This window comes from Brevibacillus fluminis, from assembly GCF_003710825.1.
Classification (GTDB): Bacteria; Bacillota; Bacilli; order Brevibacillales; family Brevibacillaceae; genus Brevibacillus_D; species Brevibacillus_D fluminis.
The window spans coordinates 170,877-185,826 of sequence record NZ_RHHQ01000008.1 but is presented as its reverse complement, the minus strand read 5'-3'; the positions used below and the strand labels follow the sequence as shown (position 1 = coordinate 185,826).

Below are 14,950 nucleotides of genomic sequence, written 5' to 3'. Positions count from 1 at the left end.
GTCTGTCCATTAGAGCGTCAATGGATCAGCTTGCTTTCCTTCGCTTTCTGGATAAAACCGGTACTTGCGCGGTTGATGACCTTTTTTAAAGCAAGGCCGAGCAAAAGGAAAATGCCGACATAGACGGCTAGCATCATCAGATCGCGTGTCACTACATGCCACAAAATGCCGCCGACCGCCTCACGCATCATGCTGATTGCATAGGTGAAGGGGAGGAACGGGTGGATCGCCTGGAAAAACGGTGGCGTCACCTGGATCGGAAACGTCCCGCCAGAGCCTGCCAACTGAAGCACGAGCAGCACGATCGCCAGAGCTTTCCCGATGTTGCCGAATACGGAGACGAGCGTATAGACGATCAGCATGAAAACGGCACTCAGCACCAGCCCGAACAGGACGAACCACAGCTTGTTGCATACATACGTGCCCAGTAGATAGATGTCACCGAGCGTGACGAACAAGGACTGCAGCAAGGCGATCGTGAGAAAGGTGAAGAATCGGCCGAAATAAATCTGGTAGCTACGGTAAGACGTCTCAGGATGATGTACCTCGACCGTGAGCAGCGATACGAGCAATAGCGCCCCGACCCAAAGCGAAAGCGTCGTAAAAAATGGCGACATGGCTGAGCCGTAGTTAGGAATCGGAAAAAGTCGATTTTCCTTCAACACGACAGGCTCTGCAAAAAATTCGCTTTCTTTTTGCGCGTCATGACGCAGCAGGTCGATGATTTCCCGCAGATTGGCCTCTTTGTCTAAAGCGCGCATTTTGGTGGCAAGCGCTTTTAGCTGGGCTTCATAAGTGGGCAAGTTTTGCTGGATGGTTTGCAGTTCTTTTTTTCCGGTAGCGAATGCCTTGGCGACATCTTGTACGACGCGTGTCACCTCGGGCAGCTTCTGCACCGCGTCGGTCAAGACGGCACCGACCCGCTGATTCGCCTTTTTCGCCTGCTCAATTGCGTTCAAAACGGACGGCTGGATTTCGCTATCGTAGCGTCCGAGAATATCGCCGACTATCGCATTCGTCTCAGCAGCCAGCTTGTGCATGTGGTCGACCAGCTCTGCGGCAGGCTGCTCGCCCTTGTCGATGGCGTTCTTGATTTTGGTTAACGTCGCGACCTGCTCCTGGAATCTGCTTTGGGCCTGTCCCAGCTTGTTGATGGCGGGCATCAGCCTGGTGCCGTCGGAGATGTCCTCCAGACGCGTCAGCGCTTGCTTTAGCTTGTCGGTCACGGAAGCAGCCACCGTAAGCCGCTTGATCGTCTGGTCGATCAACGCTTTTGCGACGGCGGGGTCAGGCTTGTTCTCCTGCAGAACAACAGCCAATTGCTCCGCTGCCGCCGCTGCTTGCTGCAACAGCGCCAAGTCCGCTTTGATCGTGGGGGATACGCTGATCAGGGCATCCTCGCTTTTGGTAAGAAAATCGCCAAGCCGATTGGAAAAGTCGGTGCCGTCTTTGCCCAGTTGGGCGACGAGCGGCAAATCCTGCTGAACCTTCGCGGCGATTTGCGCTGCTCGCTCGACGTCAGTCAGCCCGCGCCCCACCGCCTGGTTGATCTCGGGGAACATGCCTTCGAGGCGAAAAACCAGTGCTTTCAGCTTTTCGATGGTGGGCAGCTGATTTTGTAGCTCAACGCCGATTTCATTAAAGATCCGAAAGATCGTGCCGTTAGCGGTCTTGATGAAATTTTGGTTCACTTCCTCGATCACGCCGCTTGCGCCTTTGGCGGTAATCTTCGGGGAGATCGCGTTGATTTTTTCATTGACGGTGTAAATGATTTCGGCTTTTTGCGGATTATTGGTCATGATTGTTGCAATTTTGGCGGAAAAATCGGCGGGGATGACGATGCTGGCGTAATAGTCGCCTTCCTGCACCCCTTTGATCGCCTCTTCCTCGGATACGAACGTCCAGCCGATTTTCTTGTTGTCCTTTAGGGAGTTTACGATTTCATTTCCCAAATTGATCTGTTTGTCACGGATGGCAGAGCCGGTGTCGTTGTTGGCGACAGCGATGGCGATTCCGCTCGTCTGGCTGTACGGGTCCCAGGATGCCTTGATGTTAAACCAGGCGTACAGTGACGGCAAAAAGACCAGTCCAAGAATGACGACTGCCGCAGCCCAGTTGGTGGCGATTTTTTTCAGGTCTGTCCAGTAAATGGTTCCGATTTTGTTCATAGCAGCTTCTCTCCTGTTCACACGCCGGCCACGCAGGTTTTTGTATATTTTACCATGCCTCAAAACTTTCCAAACATGTGCAGAAAAGAAAAAACGCCTAGTGAAAAAAGAACGCCCATTTCGGCCGTTCTTCCGGTGCCATTTTGGCTGGTATTCATTTTTTCTTTAGGAACCTGGCGTTCAGCTCTCCGTTTCCTTGCGCGTAGCGGTTGGTTTTGACCAGATGGACGGTATGCTGCAGCAAGCGGGATTTCACCTGCCGTGGCGTCAGTTTGGTATTTTCCTCCAGCATGCAGGCGACGGTTCCGGCGACCAGCGGTGTCGACATACTGCAGCCGGACAGCGTGAAATACCAGCGACCGACGCGATGACGCACCAGCTCGCGGTCCAAAAAGGAGCCGGGCGCGCGCAACGAGGTGATATTGACCCCAGGCGCGACCAAATCAGGCTTGAGCTGGCCGTAAATGCTGGGGCCACGGCTGGAGAAGCGGGCGATCTTGTGAGCGGTCTGTTTCAGCTTGTTTCGGTCATCCGTCGCTCCGACCGTAATCGCTGTAGGACAGATTCCCGGCGTGTAAATCGTGCGGCGGTTGGGCCCGTTGTTACCGGCGCAGACGACGGTGACCAAACCGACGCGGACGGCACGGGCAACCGCTTGGCAGAGCGGATCGTTTTTGTTGTGAGACAACGGTTCAGCCCCCAGCGAGAGGTTGAGCACGCGAATGCCGTATTTTTTGCGATTGCGGATGCACCATTGCACACCGGCAATAATGTCATCAAAATTTCCTTGCCCGTCCTTAGCCAGTACTTTAACACCGACGAGTTTGGCATGAGGAGCGGCACCTATGAACCGGCGGGCTACTTTTCCTTTGGAGTTGTTGCCATACCCAGCTGCACATCCGGCGACATGCGTCCCGTGCCCGTTGTCATCGTAAGGCTTCGTGCGCTTTCGGATGATATCGCGGAATGCGATGATCCTTCCTTTCAGGTCGGGGTGGGGGTAAATTCCCGTATCGAGGATAGCGATGGTCACCCCCTTTCCTGTGAAACGATTTGTTGTCGATTTAGTTAGACCGACGCTCGGTGCCGCGACATCAAGCGACATTTTTGCCTTTTGATTCAAATAAATGCGTTCCACATGCTTGGATTCGCACATTTTCTGCAGACAGGAAAGCGTAGCGGTTCCCGAGATAGCTTTTATGATGCCTAAGCGGCGGGCCGCGATGAACGATGAGGGCCCCCACTGTTTTTTGCACGATTGGATCGTTGACGGAAGGGTCTTTTTTTTGAATTGGACAATCACTGGATAGCGTGCGTTTTCTTTTTTCGTTTGAGGGGATGCCCGCCGCAATCCCTTACGCAAGGGGAGATCAAGCAAGTGCTTGTGCTGCCTTATCCAGTCGGTGGTATACAGGGCCATGGTTCGCACCTCCCTTACGAATACACTACGTTATGGCTAGCAGCGAAAAAGAGCGTGTTTGAATACCCACATACGTGAAAAAAGAGAAAGCTGCGTTATAATGGAGGAGAACAAATAATCGCCTGGAGGATTTATGGACATGTCTTTCGTTCATTTGCATATACACACCGAATTCAGCTTGCTTGACGGCGCGGCGCGTATCGACGAGCTGATCGCACGGGCCGCAGCGCTTGGCATGCCGGCCTTGGCGATTACCGACCATGCGAATTTATATGGAGCGGTCCCGTTTTACCGGGCTTGTGTGGGAGCGGGGATCAAGCCGATCATCGGGATGGAGATGTACGTGATCGATGGCGACCTGCAGGAAATCAAGCCGCGCAATCAGGCGGTCGCTCCCTACCATTTGACATTGCTGGCTGAAACCAATGCCGGTTACCAAAATCTCTTGAAGCTGGCGACGTTGGCTGCCACGAAAGGGTACCAGATGCTGCCGCGTATCAATAAAGAATGGCTAAAAGCTCATAGCCAAGGGCTGATCGCCTTATCCGGCTGCCAGCGAGGCGAGGTGGGCACCCACCTGCTAGCAGGCGATGCCGATCGCGCGCGTGAAGCGGCTATGTGGTACCAAACAACCTTTGGACCGGAACGCTTTTATTTGGAGCTGATGGACCACGGGCTGGAGACGGAACGCCGACTGAATCAGCGTCTGTTGCGGCTGCACCAGCAAACCGGCATTCCGCTGGTCGCAACGAATAACGTTCATTATGTGAAAAAGCAGGATGCTGCCCTGCACGATATTCTCCTGGCAATCGGCGAGAGCAAAACAATCGAAGACAAAGATCGACTGCGCTACGAATCGGAAGAGTTTTATTTGAAAAGCGGCGACGAGATGGAGCGCTTGTTTGCTTTCGCTCCCCAAGCGCTTGCCAATACGGATGCCATTGCCGCTCGCTGCTCCGTGGAGCTTGCTTTTGACCAGCATATTTTGCCACAGTATCCTTTGTCGCCGGGATCGGATGCCGATGCTTACCTGCGAGAGCTGTGCGAGCAAGGCTGCCAGGATCGATACGGAGAAATCACGCCACAGATTCGCGAGCGGCTCATGCACGAACTGGCGATTATCACGCGGACGGGATTTACCCATTATTTTCTCATTGTTTGGGACTTTATGAAGTATGCGCATGAAAAGGGGATTCCGACAGGTCCAGGGCGCGGATCAGCAGCTGGCAGCCTTGTCTCGTATGTGCTTCGCATCACGAATGTCGATCCGCTGCGCTACCACCTGCTGTTCGAGCGTTTTCTCAATCCGGAACGTGTGACGATGCCGGATATCGATATCGACTTTTCTGTGGAGCGTCGCGATGAGGTCATTCAGTATGTGGCCGAAAAATACGGTCGTGACCGCGTCGCCCAAATCATCACGTTCGGAACATTGGCAGCGCGGGCGGCAGTGCGGGATGTGGGCCGTTCGCTTGGATTGTCGCACGGGATCGTGGACCGTGTGGCGAAAATGATCCCGCAATCGCCGGGGATGACGCTGGAAAAAGCGATGGCGCTCAACCCTGAGATCGGCAAGCTGGCGCTCCAAAACGCGGAGGTAGCCCGCTTGATCGAAGCTGCGCGGGGGCTCGAGGGACTACCGCGCCATGCCTCCACACATGCGGCGGGCGTCGTCATCTCACGCGAGCCGCTGACCGAGTATGTCCCTCTACAGCAGGGCAACGAGGGACTGGCGCTGACCCAATACCCGATGGAGGTGCTGGAGGCGGTTGGTCTTTTGAAAATGGACTTTCTCGGGCTGCGCAACCTGACGATCATTCAGGAAACGCTTCGCCATCTCGCGCACCAAGAGATCTATCTCGACTTGGACAATTTGCCGACCGATGATGAAAAGACGTTTCGCATGCTGACGCGAGGCGAGACAACCGGGATCTTCCAGCTGGAGTCGGCAGGCGTGCGCAATGTGCTGCGTGAGCTGAAACCGACCGCGTTTACCGATATCATCGCCGTAGTGGCACTGTACCGCCCCGGCCCGATGGAGATCATTCCTGACTACATCCGAGCCAAACATGGGTTGACAAAAGTCCAGTACGCCCATCCCGACCTTGAGCCGATCTTACAAGAAACGTACGGCTGCATGATCTATCAGGAGCAAATCATGCAGATTTCGTCGAAAATGGCAGGCTTCAGTCTTGGCGAGTCCGACATTTTGCGACGGGCGGTGGGCAAGAAAAAACGGGAGCTCTTGGCCGAGCAGCGAGCCAAATTCGTGGCAGGCAGCGTCCGCCAAGGCTACGACGAGGCGCTCGCCAACCAAATTTATGACCTGATCGTCAAATTCGCCGATTACGGCTTTAACAAAGCCCATTCGGTCGCCTATGCCGTCATCGCGTACCAAATGGCGTATCTCAAGGCAAACTACCCGCTCGCCTTCATGGCCGCCCTGCTGTCGCTGTCGATCGGCAGCCAGACGAGAATCGCGGAATATGCGGAAGAAGCAAAACGGCTCGGAATTGCCATGCTCCCGCCTGATGTCAATCGTAGCGAGGCCGGGTTTATCCCTGAGGAGGGCGGTATCCGCTTTGGCCTCGCCGCAATCAAAAACGTCGGCTACGGTGCAATCGACCAGATCACCACCGAACGGGAAGGGGAGCATTTCCGCGACCTGTTCGATTTCTGCACGCGTGTGGATGGACGCTTGGTCAATAGACGTGTTGTGGAATCGCTGATTTTGGCTGGAGCATTGGAGAGCCTGCCGGGCCACCGCGCTCAACAGCTCGTCTTGCTCGATGAGGCGATGGGCAAAGCTGTCTCCAAGCGCCAGGAGCGGAGCGGCTCCCAATTGAATCTGTTCGCCTCGCTGGAAGAAGAGGAGCCAAGGGCGCAGGATGCCGTCGGCAAGACGATGACCGATGCCAACGGCTATCCGGAAGTGCCGCCGTTCAACCGGATGCAGCAGTTGAAGGAAGAGCGGGAGCTGCTCGGTCTCTACCTGTCCGGGCATCCGCTCGACCAATACGCGCACGTGATGAGTCGGCCCGAGGTCGCAAGTGTTGCTTCCATGTATGAAGGTAAGAAGGACCAGCAGGTGAAAGTCGTTGGGATGATCTTGGACTTCAAGCGCATCCAGACGAAAAAGGGCGACCCGATGGCCTTTTTGACGCTGGAGGACAAAACCGCGCTCGTGGAGGCGGTCGCTTTCCCGCAAGTGTTCGCCAAGTATGGCGATCTCGTTGGCAAGGAGCGGATGGTACTGGCAGAAGGACGCGTGGACATACAGGAGGATATGCCGAAGCTTATGCTGTCCCGGATGTGGGACCTTGAGACGCTGCCCAAGCCTGCCGCGGCGCCTGTTCTGTTCATCAAAATCACCGCCGAGCAAGAGCATGATTCGACATTGCCGAAGCTTCAGGAGCTTTTTGTCGGAAAAAAGGGAACGATTCCTATCGTGCTTTATTACGAAGCCAAAAAGCAGTCAATTCGCCTGCCGGAGACGATTCGGATCGATGCAGACGAGCTATTTTTGGCGAAAGCGCGAGATATTGTTGGACATAGCAGCGTAATCTTGAAAGAAATGACCATAAACTGGGGAGGATGATTGTTAACCTCCCTTTTTTCTATTTTTCCGTAGGTTTACAGATGAAAGTGTTTTGATATAATGAGTACATAGTTTAAAAAGTGGTCTGACCACTTCCAAGCGTACTACCAGAGACCTGATAGGTGAGATAGGAGTGAATGACGGGATGTCTAACTTACGTGAAGAAGCATTGGAACTGCATAGAAAATACCAAGGGAAATTGGAAACCGTTACGAAGGTGCCAGTGCGTAACGCATACGACCTGAGCTTGGCCTACTCCCCGGGTGTTGCGGAGCCGTGCAAAGAGATTTTCGATGATGTATCCAAAGTGTATGATTACACGATGAAGGGTAACACGGTGGCGGTAGTAAGCGACGGTACGGCTGTGCTTGGCCTCGGTAACATCGGTCCAGAAGCGGCTATGCCGGTTATGGAAGGAAAAGCGGTCTTGTTTAAATCTTTTGCGGGCGTGGACGCATTCCCGATCTGCTTGCAAACTAATGATATTGACAAAATTGTAGAAACAGTCAAATTGCTTCAACCATCCTTTGGCGGCGTGAATTTGGAAGACATCGCGGCACCTGCATGCTTCGAAATCGAAGAGCGCTTGAAAAAAGAGTGCAACATCCCTGTTTTCCATGATGACCAGCACGGTACTGCAATTGTAACGGCTGCAGGTTTGCTCAACGCGCTGAAAGTGGTCGGCAAAAAGCTTGAAGAAATCCGCGTGGTTGCAAACGGTGCAGGCGCAGCGGGCATCGCGATCATGAAGCTTTTGATCAGCATGGGCGTTAAAGAAGTCATCATGTGCGACACGAAAGGGATCGTCTATGAAGGCCGTCCGTTCGGCATGAACGCCGTGAAGGAAGAAATGGCGAAAATCACGAACCGCAGCATGCTTCAAGGCACGCTTGAAGATGCGATGAAGGGTGCAGACGTATTCGTCGGTGTTTCCGTAGCAGGCGCGCTCACACCTGAGATGGTTTCGACGATGAACCGCGATGCGATTATTTTCGCAATGGCGAACCCTGTTCCGGAAATCATGCCGGAAGAAGCGAAAAAAGCGGGCGCGGCTGTTATCGGTACCGGACGTTCCGACTTCCCGAACCAAGTGAACAACGTGCTGGCATTCCCAGGCATTTTCCGTGGCGCTCTGGACGTGCATGCGACAGGCATCAATGAAGAGATGAAGCTGGCAGCGGTTCATGCGATCGCAAGCCTAATCGCTCCTGAAGAGCTGTCCGTTGATAAAGTGATTCCGGCTCCGTTCGATCCACGCGTGGCACCGAATGTAGCGGCAGCTGTTGCCAAAGCAGCGATGGAAACGGGCGTAGCGCGCAAAACGGTTGATCCTGAAGCGGTTAAAGAAAAAACGTTCCAGCTGACACAAGCGGCTTTGCAAAAAGCATAATCTCCACTCCCTAGACCAAATGACTTTCACACGAGAGGAGAATAGGCGTGCTCCATTCCGAGACAGAACGCAAAGTATACGAAGAAATTCTGCTGCAGCTCCATGATATCGTGCAGCAAAACAACCTGAGACCGGGTGACAAATTGCCCTCGGAGCGGGATCTGTCCGAAACGTTGAACGCTGGGCGCTCCTCCGTGCGCGAGGCACTCAGAGCATTGGAGCTTTTGGGGTTGATCGAGACGCGCAGGGGCGAGGGTACATTTTTGAAGCATTATCGCCACAACCGGCTGATTGACATCTTGGGCATGTTTGTTTTACGCGATGTCAAGACCAAGAAAGATTTGGTCGAGATGCGCAAAATTCTCGAAATCGATGCGGTGCGCCTGGCTTGCAAGCGGGCCACCAGCAAACATTTCGAGGAAATGGAGCGTATTTTAGCGCAAGCGGAGGAACGGATTGCAGAAGGTAAAGTGCCGACAGAGGAAGACTACCAGTTTCACCGTGTCATCTGTCGGTCCAGCCGCAATTCCGTCCTGCACCGTATTTGGGCACCGCTGGTCGAATACAGCGAAAGCGTGCGCAACGAATCGCTTTCCCGCGAAGGACGTGCCCGCACGGCGGTCGATGAGCATCGCGGCATCATGGAAGCAATCCGATCGGGAGACGAACAGTCGGCAGTCGAAAAAATGCTGAGCCATCTGGAGAACAGCAAACTGTGAGAAACAGGAGTTTGCGGCGATAAACCGCGCTGTGATATGATATGTCAGGTTACATATTGTAGCGGAGTTTGGAGGAGGGAACCATCATGTGGACGGTCATCTATATCGCTCCCAGCGCCAGAATCGCAGAACGCATTCAGCATCGGCTGACAGACGAAGGATTCCTGGTAAAGGTTCGGGAAGCAGGAGTATCGAAGCAATTTGAAATCCTTGTCCCCCAGAGCGAGCTTCATGAAGTCCAAGAGGTGTTGGCTCGATCCTTCACTGAATGAAAGATGAGGTGTTACGGTGCTAAAAGATCTTTTCGGGAAAAAGCGCAAGTTCGCGACAGTCCCAACAAAGCCAATCGAACGCGCACCTGCTATAGAGCAAAAAGAAGTGCCGGAGGGCTTGATGAGCAAGTGCCCTCATTGCGGCACTATTCATTATTCCAAGGACTTGGAAAAAAATCTTCGCGTGTGCAAAGGCTGCCAGCATCATTATTCGCTTTCCGCGCCTGAACGGATCGCGTCTTTGCTCGATGACGGCGTGCTCACCGAAGAATTCGATGTTGATATGCTGAGCGCGAATCCGCTTGGGTTCCCTGGTTACTTGGACAAGCTGGAAAAGGACAAGGAACTGAGCAATTTGAATGAGGCGATTGTGACGGGAGAAGGCCTTTTGATGGGCAATCGCATCGTCATCGGCGTCATGGACTCGCGTTTCCGCATGGGCAGCATGGGTTCCGTTGTTGGCGAAAAAATCACCCGTGCGATTGAGCGTGCGCTCGAACGCAAGCTGCCGGTGATTTTGTTTGCTGCCTCGGGCGGTGCACGCATGCAGGAAGGCGCACTTAGCTTGATGCAGATGGCCAAGACGAGCGCTGCGCTCGCACAGATGGATCGCGAAGGGCTGCTGTTTATCTCCGTCATGACGCATCCGACGACGGGAGGCGTGTCCGCGAGCTTCGCATCGCTGGGCGACATCAATATCGCCGAACCGGGTGCTACGATCGGCTTTGCCGGACGCAGGATCATTGAACAGACGATTCGCCAGGAGTTGCCGAAAGATTTTCAGACTGCTGAATTCCTGCTGAAACACGGTCAGCTCGATATGGTCGTGCACCGCAAAAACATGCGCGAAACATTGGGCAAAATCGTGGAAATGCACACCGTGCGGGAAGGAGTGTAGGGATGGCAGGCGAGCTTCCTTTTGAAAAACCGTTAATTGAGCTACAAGATAAAATCAAAGAGCTGCGCAGATTCACCGAGGAGAAGGGCATTGATTTCTCCGACGAGGTTGCGCGTTTGGAAATCAAAGCAAAAGAGATGGCTGAGCAAATTTACGGCCAACTGACACCATGGCAACGCGTTCAGCTTTCGCGTCATCCGCAGCGCCCCACTACCCTTGATTACATCAATCATATTTTTACGGATTTTATCGAATTCCATGGGGACAGGCTGTTTGGGGACGATATGGCGATCGTGGGCGGCATCGCATATTTGGATGGGCGTCCAATTACCGTCATCGGCCACCAAAAAGGAAAAGACACGAAAGAAAACATCGCGCGCAACTTTGCCAGCCCGCATCCGGAAGGGTATCGGAAGGCATTGCGCCTGATGCAGCAAGCCAACAAATTTAAGCGTCCGATCATCTGCTTTATCAACACGCAAGGCGCTTTTCCAGGCAAGACGGCGGAAGAGCGCGGCCAGAGCGAAGCGATCGCGCGCAATCTGCGTGAAATGGCCGGTTTCGGCGTTCCGATCTTGTGCGTGGTCATCGGGGAAGGCGGAAGCGGCGGAGCGTTAGCAATCAGTCTGGGCAACCGGATCTATATGCTCGAAAACTCCACCTACTCGGTCATCTCGCCGGAAGGAGCTGCGGCATTGCTCTGGAAAGACGCGGGCCTGGCACAGAGGGCAGCCGAAACGATGAAAATCACCGCACCGGATCTGCTGGAGCTGGGGATCATCGATGGTATGATCGAGGAGCCGTTCGGCGGTGCACACCGCGACATGGTCAAACAGGCAGAGCTGCTTAAAGCAACGCTTGTATCCGGACTAGAACAGCTCATTCAGATGACGCCGGAAGAATTGATACAGGATCGTTACGTGAAATTCAAACAGATTGGTCAATACGCCTCCCTTTCATAAAACGGAGGCTTTTTTCTGCTTTTTTCTCCTGATTAAATCTGCTACAATCGTATTCGTACCAATGGATTGCAGGTTAGCGACATGCGAAGAATAAGTATGTCATATTGTCGTTAATTTGTATAACAGATAGGTAAGGTTGTATATAACAGGGTGGCGCATGTGAAGAATAGTACATACTGTTTTTCGTTTGCAGCCATCCTAATCATGGAGAAGGGTGAAGAGGTGAGCGATATGAAACGATTGGCAGTGTTGACGAGCGGCGGCGATGCGCCGGGAATGAATGCAGCTGTTCGGGCAGCGGTACGACGGGCGGCTTTTCACGGCCTGCAAATTTTCGGGGTGTACCACGGTTATGATGGGCTGATTCGGGGAGATATTAAAGAAATGACCCTGGGGTCAGTCGGTGATATCATTCACCGCGGCGGCACGACGCTGTACACCGCACGAAGTGAGGAGTTCCGCACGGAAGCGGGGCAGCAAAAAGCAGTAGAGCAGCTCAACCAGCACGAGATCGATGGCTTGATCGTCATCGGTGGAGACGGATCGTTTCGCGGCGCACAAAAATTAACAGAAAAAGGCTTTCCGACGATTGGCGTACCGGGTACAATTGACAATGACATTCCGTGCACGGATTTTACGATCGGTTTCGATACAGCATTGAACACCATCGTAGAAGCGATCGATAAAATTCGCGATACAGCCACCTCTCATGAACGCACTTATATTATTGAAGTGATGGGACGCGATGCGGGTGACCTGGCACTGTGGGCAGGTCTTGCAGCAGGGGCAGAAACCGTCATTATCCCGGAAGCGGACCATGACATAAACGACATCGTGGAACGTCTGCATGCGGGGAGCAGCCGCGGCAAAAAGCATTCCATCATCATCGTTGCCGAAGGATGCGGCAGTGCGGCATCGTTCGCAGACCAGATTAAGGAAAAAACAGGCTGGGAAACACGCGTCACCGTTTTGGGCCATATCCAGCGCGGCGGTTCGCCGACAGCGTTTGACCGGATGCTGGCAAGTCGGATGGGGGCAGCGGCCGTAGACCTGCTGTTGGAAGGAAAGAAAGATCGGATGGTGGCAATTCAGAATAATCAAATTGTCGATTTCGATTTCAATGAGGCGTTACAACAGCGACATGAGCTGGATCTGTCTATCTATGACCTGGCTCGTTCGCTCTCTATATAATCATTTTTGGCACTGAAATGGCACGGGACGGGAGGCATATGCTCTCCTGTTCCGGCGTTTCAGGTTGTTTGCGTGCCAGCACTACATAGCTTCACACTTCAAGGAGGGACTTGCATTGCTAAGAAAAGCGAAGATTGTCTGTACGATTGGGCCAGCCAGTGAATCTGTTTCCACATTGGTCAAAATGATCCACGCGGGGATGAACGTTGCCCGTTTGAATTTTTCCCACGGATCCCACGAGGAGCATGCTGCCCGGATTAAAAACATTCGCGAGGCAAGCGAGCAAACCGGCAAGCAGATCGCCATTTTGTTGGATACAAAAGGTCCCGAAATTCGGACAGGCTCGCTTGCGGTTGATTCCGTGGAACTGGTCGAAGAAGAAATTCTGGTTTTGACGACCGAAGAGGTTGCGGGAACAGCGGAGCGCGTTTCCATTACATACAAAGAGCTACCCCAAGACGTCACCGTTGGCAGCACCATTCTGATTGACGACGGCCTTATCGGGCTGGTCGTAGAAGGAATCGAAGGAACCGATATCATCTGCCGCATCAAAAACGGCGGAACACTGAAAAGCAAAAAAGGCGTGAATGTGCCAGGGGTGCAAGTAAACCTGCCGGGCATCACCAGCAAGGATGCCGAGGATATCGTATTCGGCATCGAGCAAGGTGTCGATTTTATTGCCGCTTCCTTCGTGCGCAAAGCAGCGGACATTTTGGAGATTCGCGAAATTTTGGAGCGTCACCACACCAAAATCGATGTGATCGCCAAAATCGAAAACCAAGAGGGCGTTGACAATGTGGACGAGATTCTGGCAGTTGCCGACGGCTTGATGGTAGCTCGCGGCGACCTTGGCGTGGAAATTCCAGCTGAAGAAGTTCCGCTCGTGCAAAAACGACTGATCTTCAAATGCAATGAACTGGGCAAGCCAGTCATTACAGCTACGCAAATGCTCGATTCGATGCAGCGCAATCCTCGTCCGACCCGTGCGGAAGCGAGCGACGTGGCGAACGCCATCTTTGATGGTACCGATGCAATCATGCTGTCCGGTGAAACCGCTGCGGGTAAATATCCAATTGAATCCGTGGCTACGATGGAGCGGATTGCGGTGAGAACCGAGCAAGAGCTGAATTATCGCGAAATTTTCCAACTGCAAGCGATGCGCAAGCAAGTGACGATCACTGAGGCGATCAGCCAAGCGGTTGCCAACGCGGCGCTCGATCTGGACTCGGCTGCTATCATCACGCCGACCGAAAGCGGTCATACTGCGCGCATGGTTTCCAAATATCGCCCGAAAGCGCCGATCATCGCGGTGACGCCGCATGCGGATGTCCTTCGCCGACTGGCACTGGTCAACAACGTATACCCGCTGCTGGCACCGATGGCACATACGACAGACGAAATGCTTGAGCTGTCAGTTCAAGAATCGCTCAGATCTGGCATGGTCCGCCATGGCGATTTGGTGATTATCACCGCGGGTGTCCCTGTTCGTGAGACAGGCACGACCAATATCATGAAAATCCACGTGATCGGCGACATCATCACGCGTGGACAAGGCATCGGCCGCAAAGTGGTGACAGGCAAGGTCGTTATTGCCAATAATGCTAAAGAAGCGTTGGACAAAATGGAAGACGGCGCGATCCTGGTAACGATCGGCACCGATTCCGAAATGATTCCCGCTTTCGAACGCGCGGGCGCAGTGATCACGGAAGAGGGCGGCTTGACGTCCCATGCCGCAATCGTCGGCTTGAATTTGAATGTTCCAGTTATCGTTGGTGCAAGCCGTGCGACAGAGCTGCTCAAGGAAGGACAGACCGTTACGGTCGATACGGAGCGCGGCCACATTTATACTGGGTTGGCGCGCGTACTGTAAGGAGTGAAAGAATGTGGCCAAACAGCAGAAGACCATTCGGTTTCGCGTTCGTTACGGCGAAACGGACCAGATGGGCGTTGTTTACCATACCAATTACGTGAACTGGTTGGAGATCGGCAGGACGGAGTTTTTGCGCGATGCCTCCATCAGCTATCGCGAGCTGGAAACGCAGGGGCTGCTCTTGCCATTGACAGATGTGCAGGTATCGTACAAGTCCCCCGCTCGTTATGACGACATCGTTGAAGTAAGGACATGGATCGAACAGATCACACCGGTCCGCCTTGACTTTGGCTATGAAGTATACCGGGATGAGCAGTTGCTTGTCACCGGTACGACCAAGCACGTTTTTACCAATCTCCAATTCAAACCCGTCCGCTTGCCCAAATTGCTTCCCGATCTGTATGAGTGGTTGATGGGGCAGGCTTAAGGAGCGGATGGTGCAGACAAAATGGGGTGCTCATA

At 53.5% G+C, this 14,950-nt stretch carries 11 protein-coding genes; 9 read left to right on the top strand and 2 right to left on the bottom strand.

The window, feature by feature from the left end:
• Nucleotides 1-17: 17 nt before the first annotated feature.
• Both EDM56_RS10260 and EDM56_RS10255 read right to left on the bottom strand, forming a co-directional pair.
• Nucleotides 18-2,168 (bottom strand): YhgE/Pip domain-containing protein, encoded by a 2,151-nt coding sequence (locus EDM56_RS10260; RefSeq protein WP_122917821.1) that lies wholly within the window; start codon nucleotides 2,166-2,168, stop codon nucleotides 18-20.
• A 154-nt stretch (nucleotides 2,169-2,322) separates the two neighbouring features.
• Nucleotides 2,323-3,588, bottom strand: coding sequence for a S8 family peptidase (locus EDM56_RS10255; RefSeq protein ID WP_122917820.1), 1,266 nt, complete (start codon nucleotides 3,586-3,588; stop codon nucleotides 2,323-2,325).
• 133 nt (nucleotides 3,589-3,721) lie between these two features.
• On the opposite strand from EDM56_RS10255, the gene EDM56_RS10250 reads away from it, so the two are divergent.
• The 9 genes from EDM56_RS10250 (at nucleotide 3,722) to EDM56_RS10210 (ending at nucleotide 14,915) form a co-directional block, all read left to right on the top strand.
• Nucleotides 3,722-7,186 (top strand): DNA polymerase III subunit alpha, encoded by a 3,465-nt coding sequence (locus tag EDM56_RS10250; RefSeq protein WP_122917819.1) that lies wholly within the window; start codon nucleotides 3,722-3,724, stop codon nucleotides 7,184-7,186.
• A 145-nt stretch (nucleotides 7,187-7,331) separates the two neighbouring features.
• Entirely contained in the window at nucleotides 7,332-8,576 is a 1,245-nt protein-coding gene (gene ystJ / locus EDM56_RS10245) for an NADP-dependent malic enzyme (RefSeq protein WP_122917818.1), read from the top strand.
• A 47-nt stretch (nucleotides 8,577-8,623) separates the two neighbouring features.
• A complete protein-coding gene (locus EDM56_RS10240) occupies nucleotides 8,624-9,295 on the top strand; it encodes a FadR/GntR family transcriptional regulator (protein WP_122917817.1) in 672 nt (223 codons plus the stop codon).
• Between the two features lie 86 nt (nucleotides 9,296-9,381).
• Nucleotides 9,382-9,567 (top strand): glutamate decarboxylase, encoded by a 186-nt coding sequence (locus tag EDM56_RS10235; protein WP_122917816.1) that lies wholly within the window; start codon nucleotides 9,382-9,384, stop codon nucleotides 9,565-9,567.
• A 16-nt stretch (nucleotides 9,568-9,583) separates the two neighbouring features.
• Complete coding sequence (gene accD / locus EDM56_RS10230; RefSeq protein ID WP_122917815.1) at nucleotides 9,584-10,465, top strand: acetyl-CoA carboxylase, carboxyltransferase subunit beta; 882 nt, start codon at nucleotides 9,584-9,586, stop codon at nucleotides 10,463-10,465.
• A gap of 2 nt (nucleotides 10,466-10,467) precedes the next feature.
• On the top strand, nucleotides 10,468-11,427 hold the full coding sequence (gene accA, locus EDM56_RS10225; protein ID WP_122917814.1) for an acetyl-CoA carboxylase carboxyl transferase subunit alpha: 960 nt from the start codon (nucleotides 10,468-10,470) through the stop codon (nucleotides 11,425-11,427).
• Nucleotides 11,428-11,658: 231 nt separating this feature from the next.
• Nucleotides 11,659-12,618, top strand: a complete 960-nt coding sequence (gene pfkA, locus EDM56_RS10220) for a 6-phosphofructokinase (protein WP_122917813.1) — start codon at nucleotides 11,659-11,661, stop codon at nucleotides 12,616-12,618.
• A gap of 115 nt (nucleotides 12,619-12,733) precedes the next feature.
• Nucleotides 12,734-14,488, top strand: coding sequence for a pyruvate kinase (gene pyk / locus EDM56_RS10215; protein WP_122917812.1), 1,755 nt, complete (start codon nucleotides 12,734-12,736; stop codon nucleotides 14,486-14,488).
• A gap of 13 nt (nucleotides 14,489-14,501) precedes the next feature.
• Entirely contained in the window at nucleotides 14,502-14,915 is a 414-nt protein-coding gene (locus EDM56_RS10210) for an acyl-CoA thioesterase (protein WP_281274952.1), read from the top strand.
• Nucleotides 14,916-14,950: the final 35 nt, after the last annotated feature.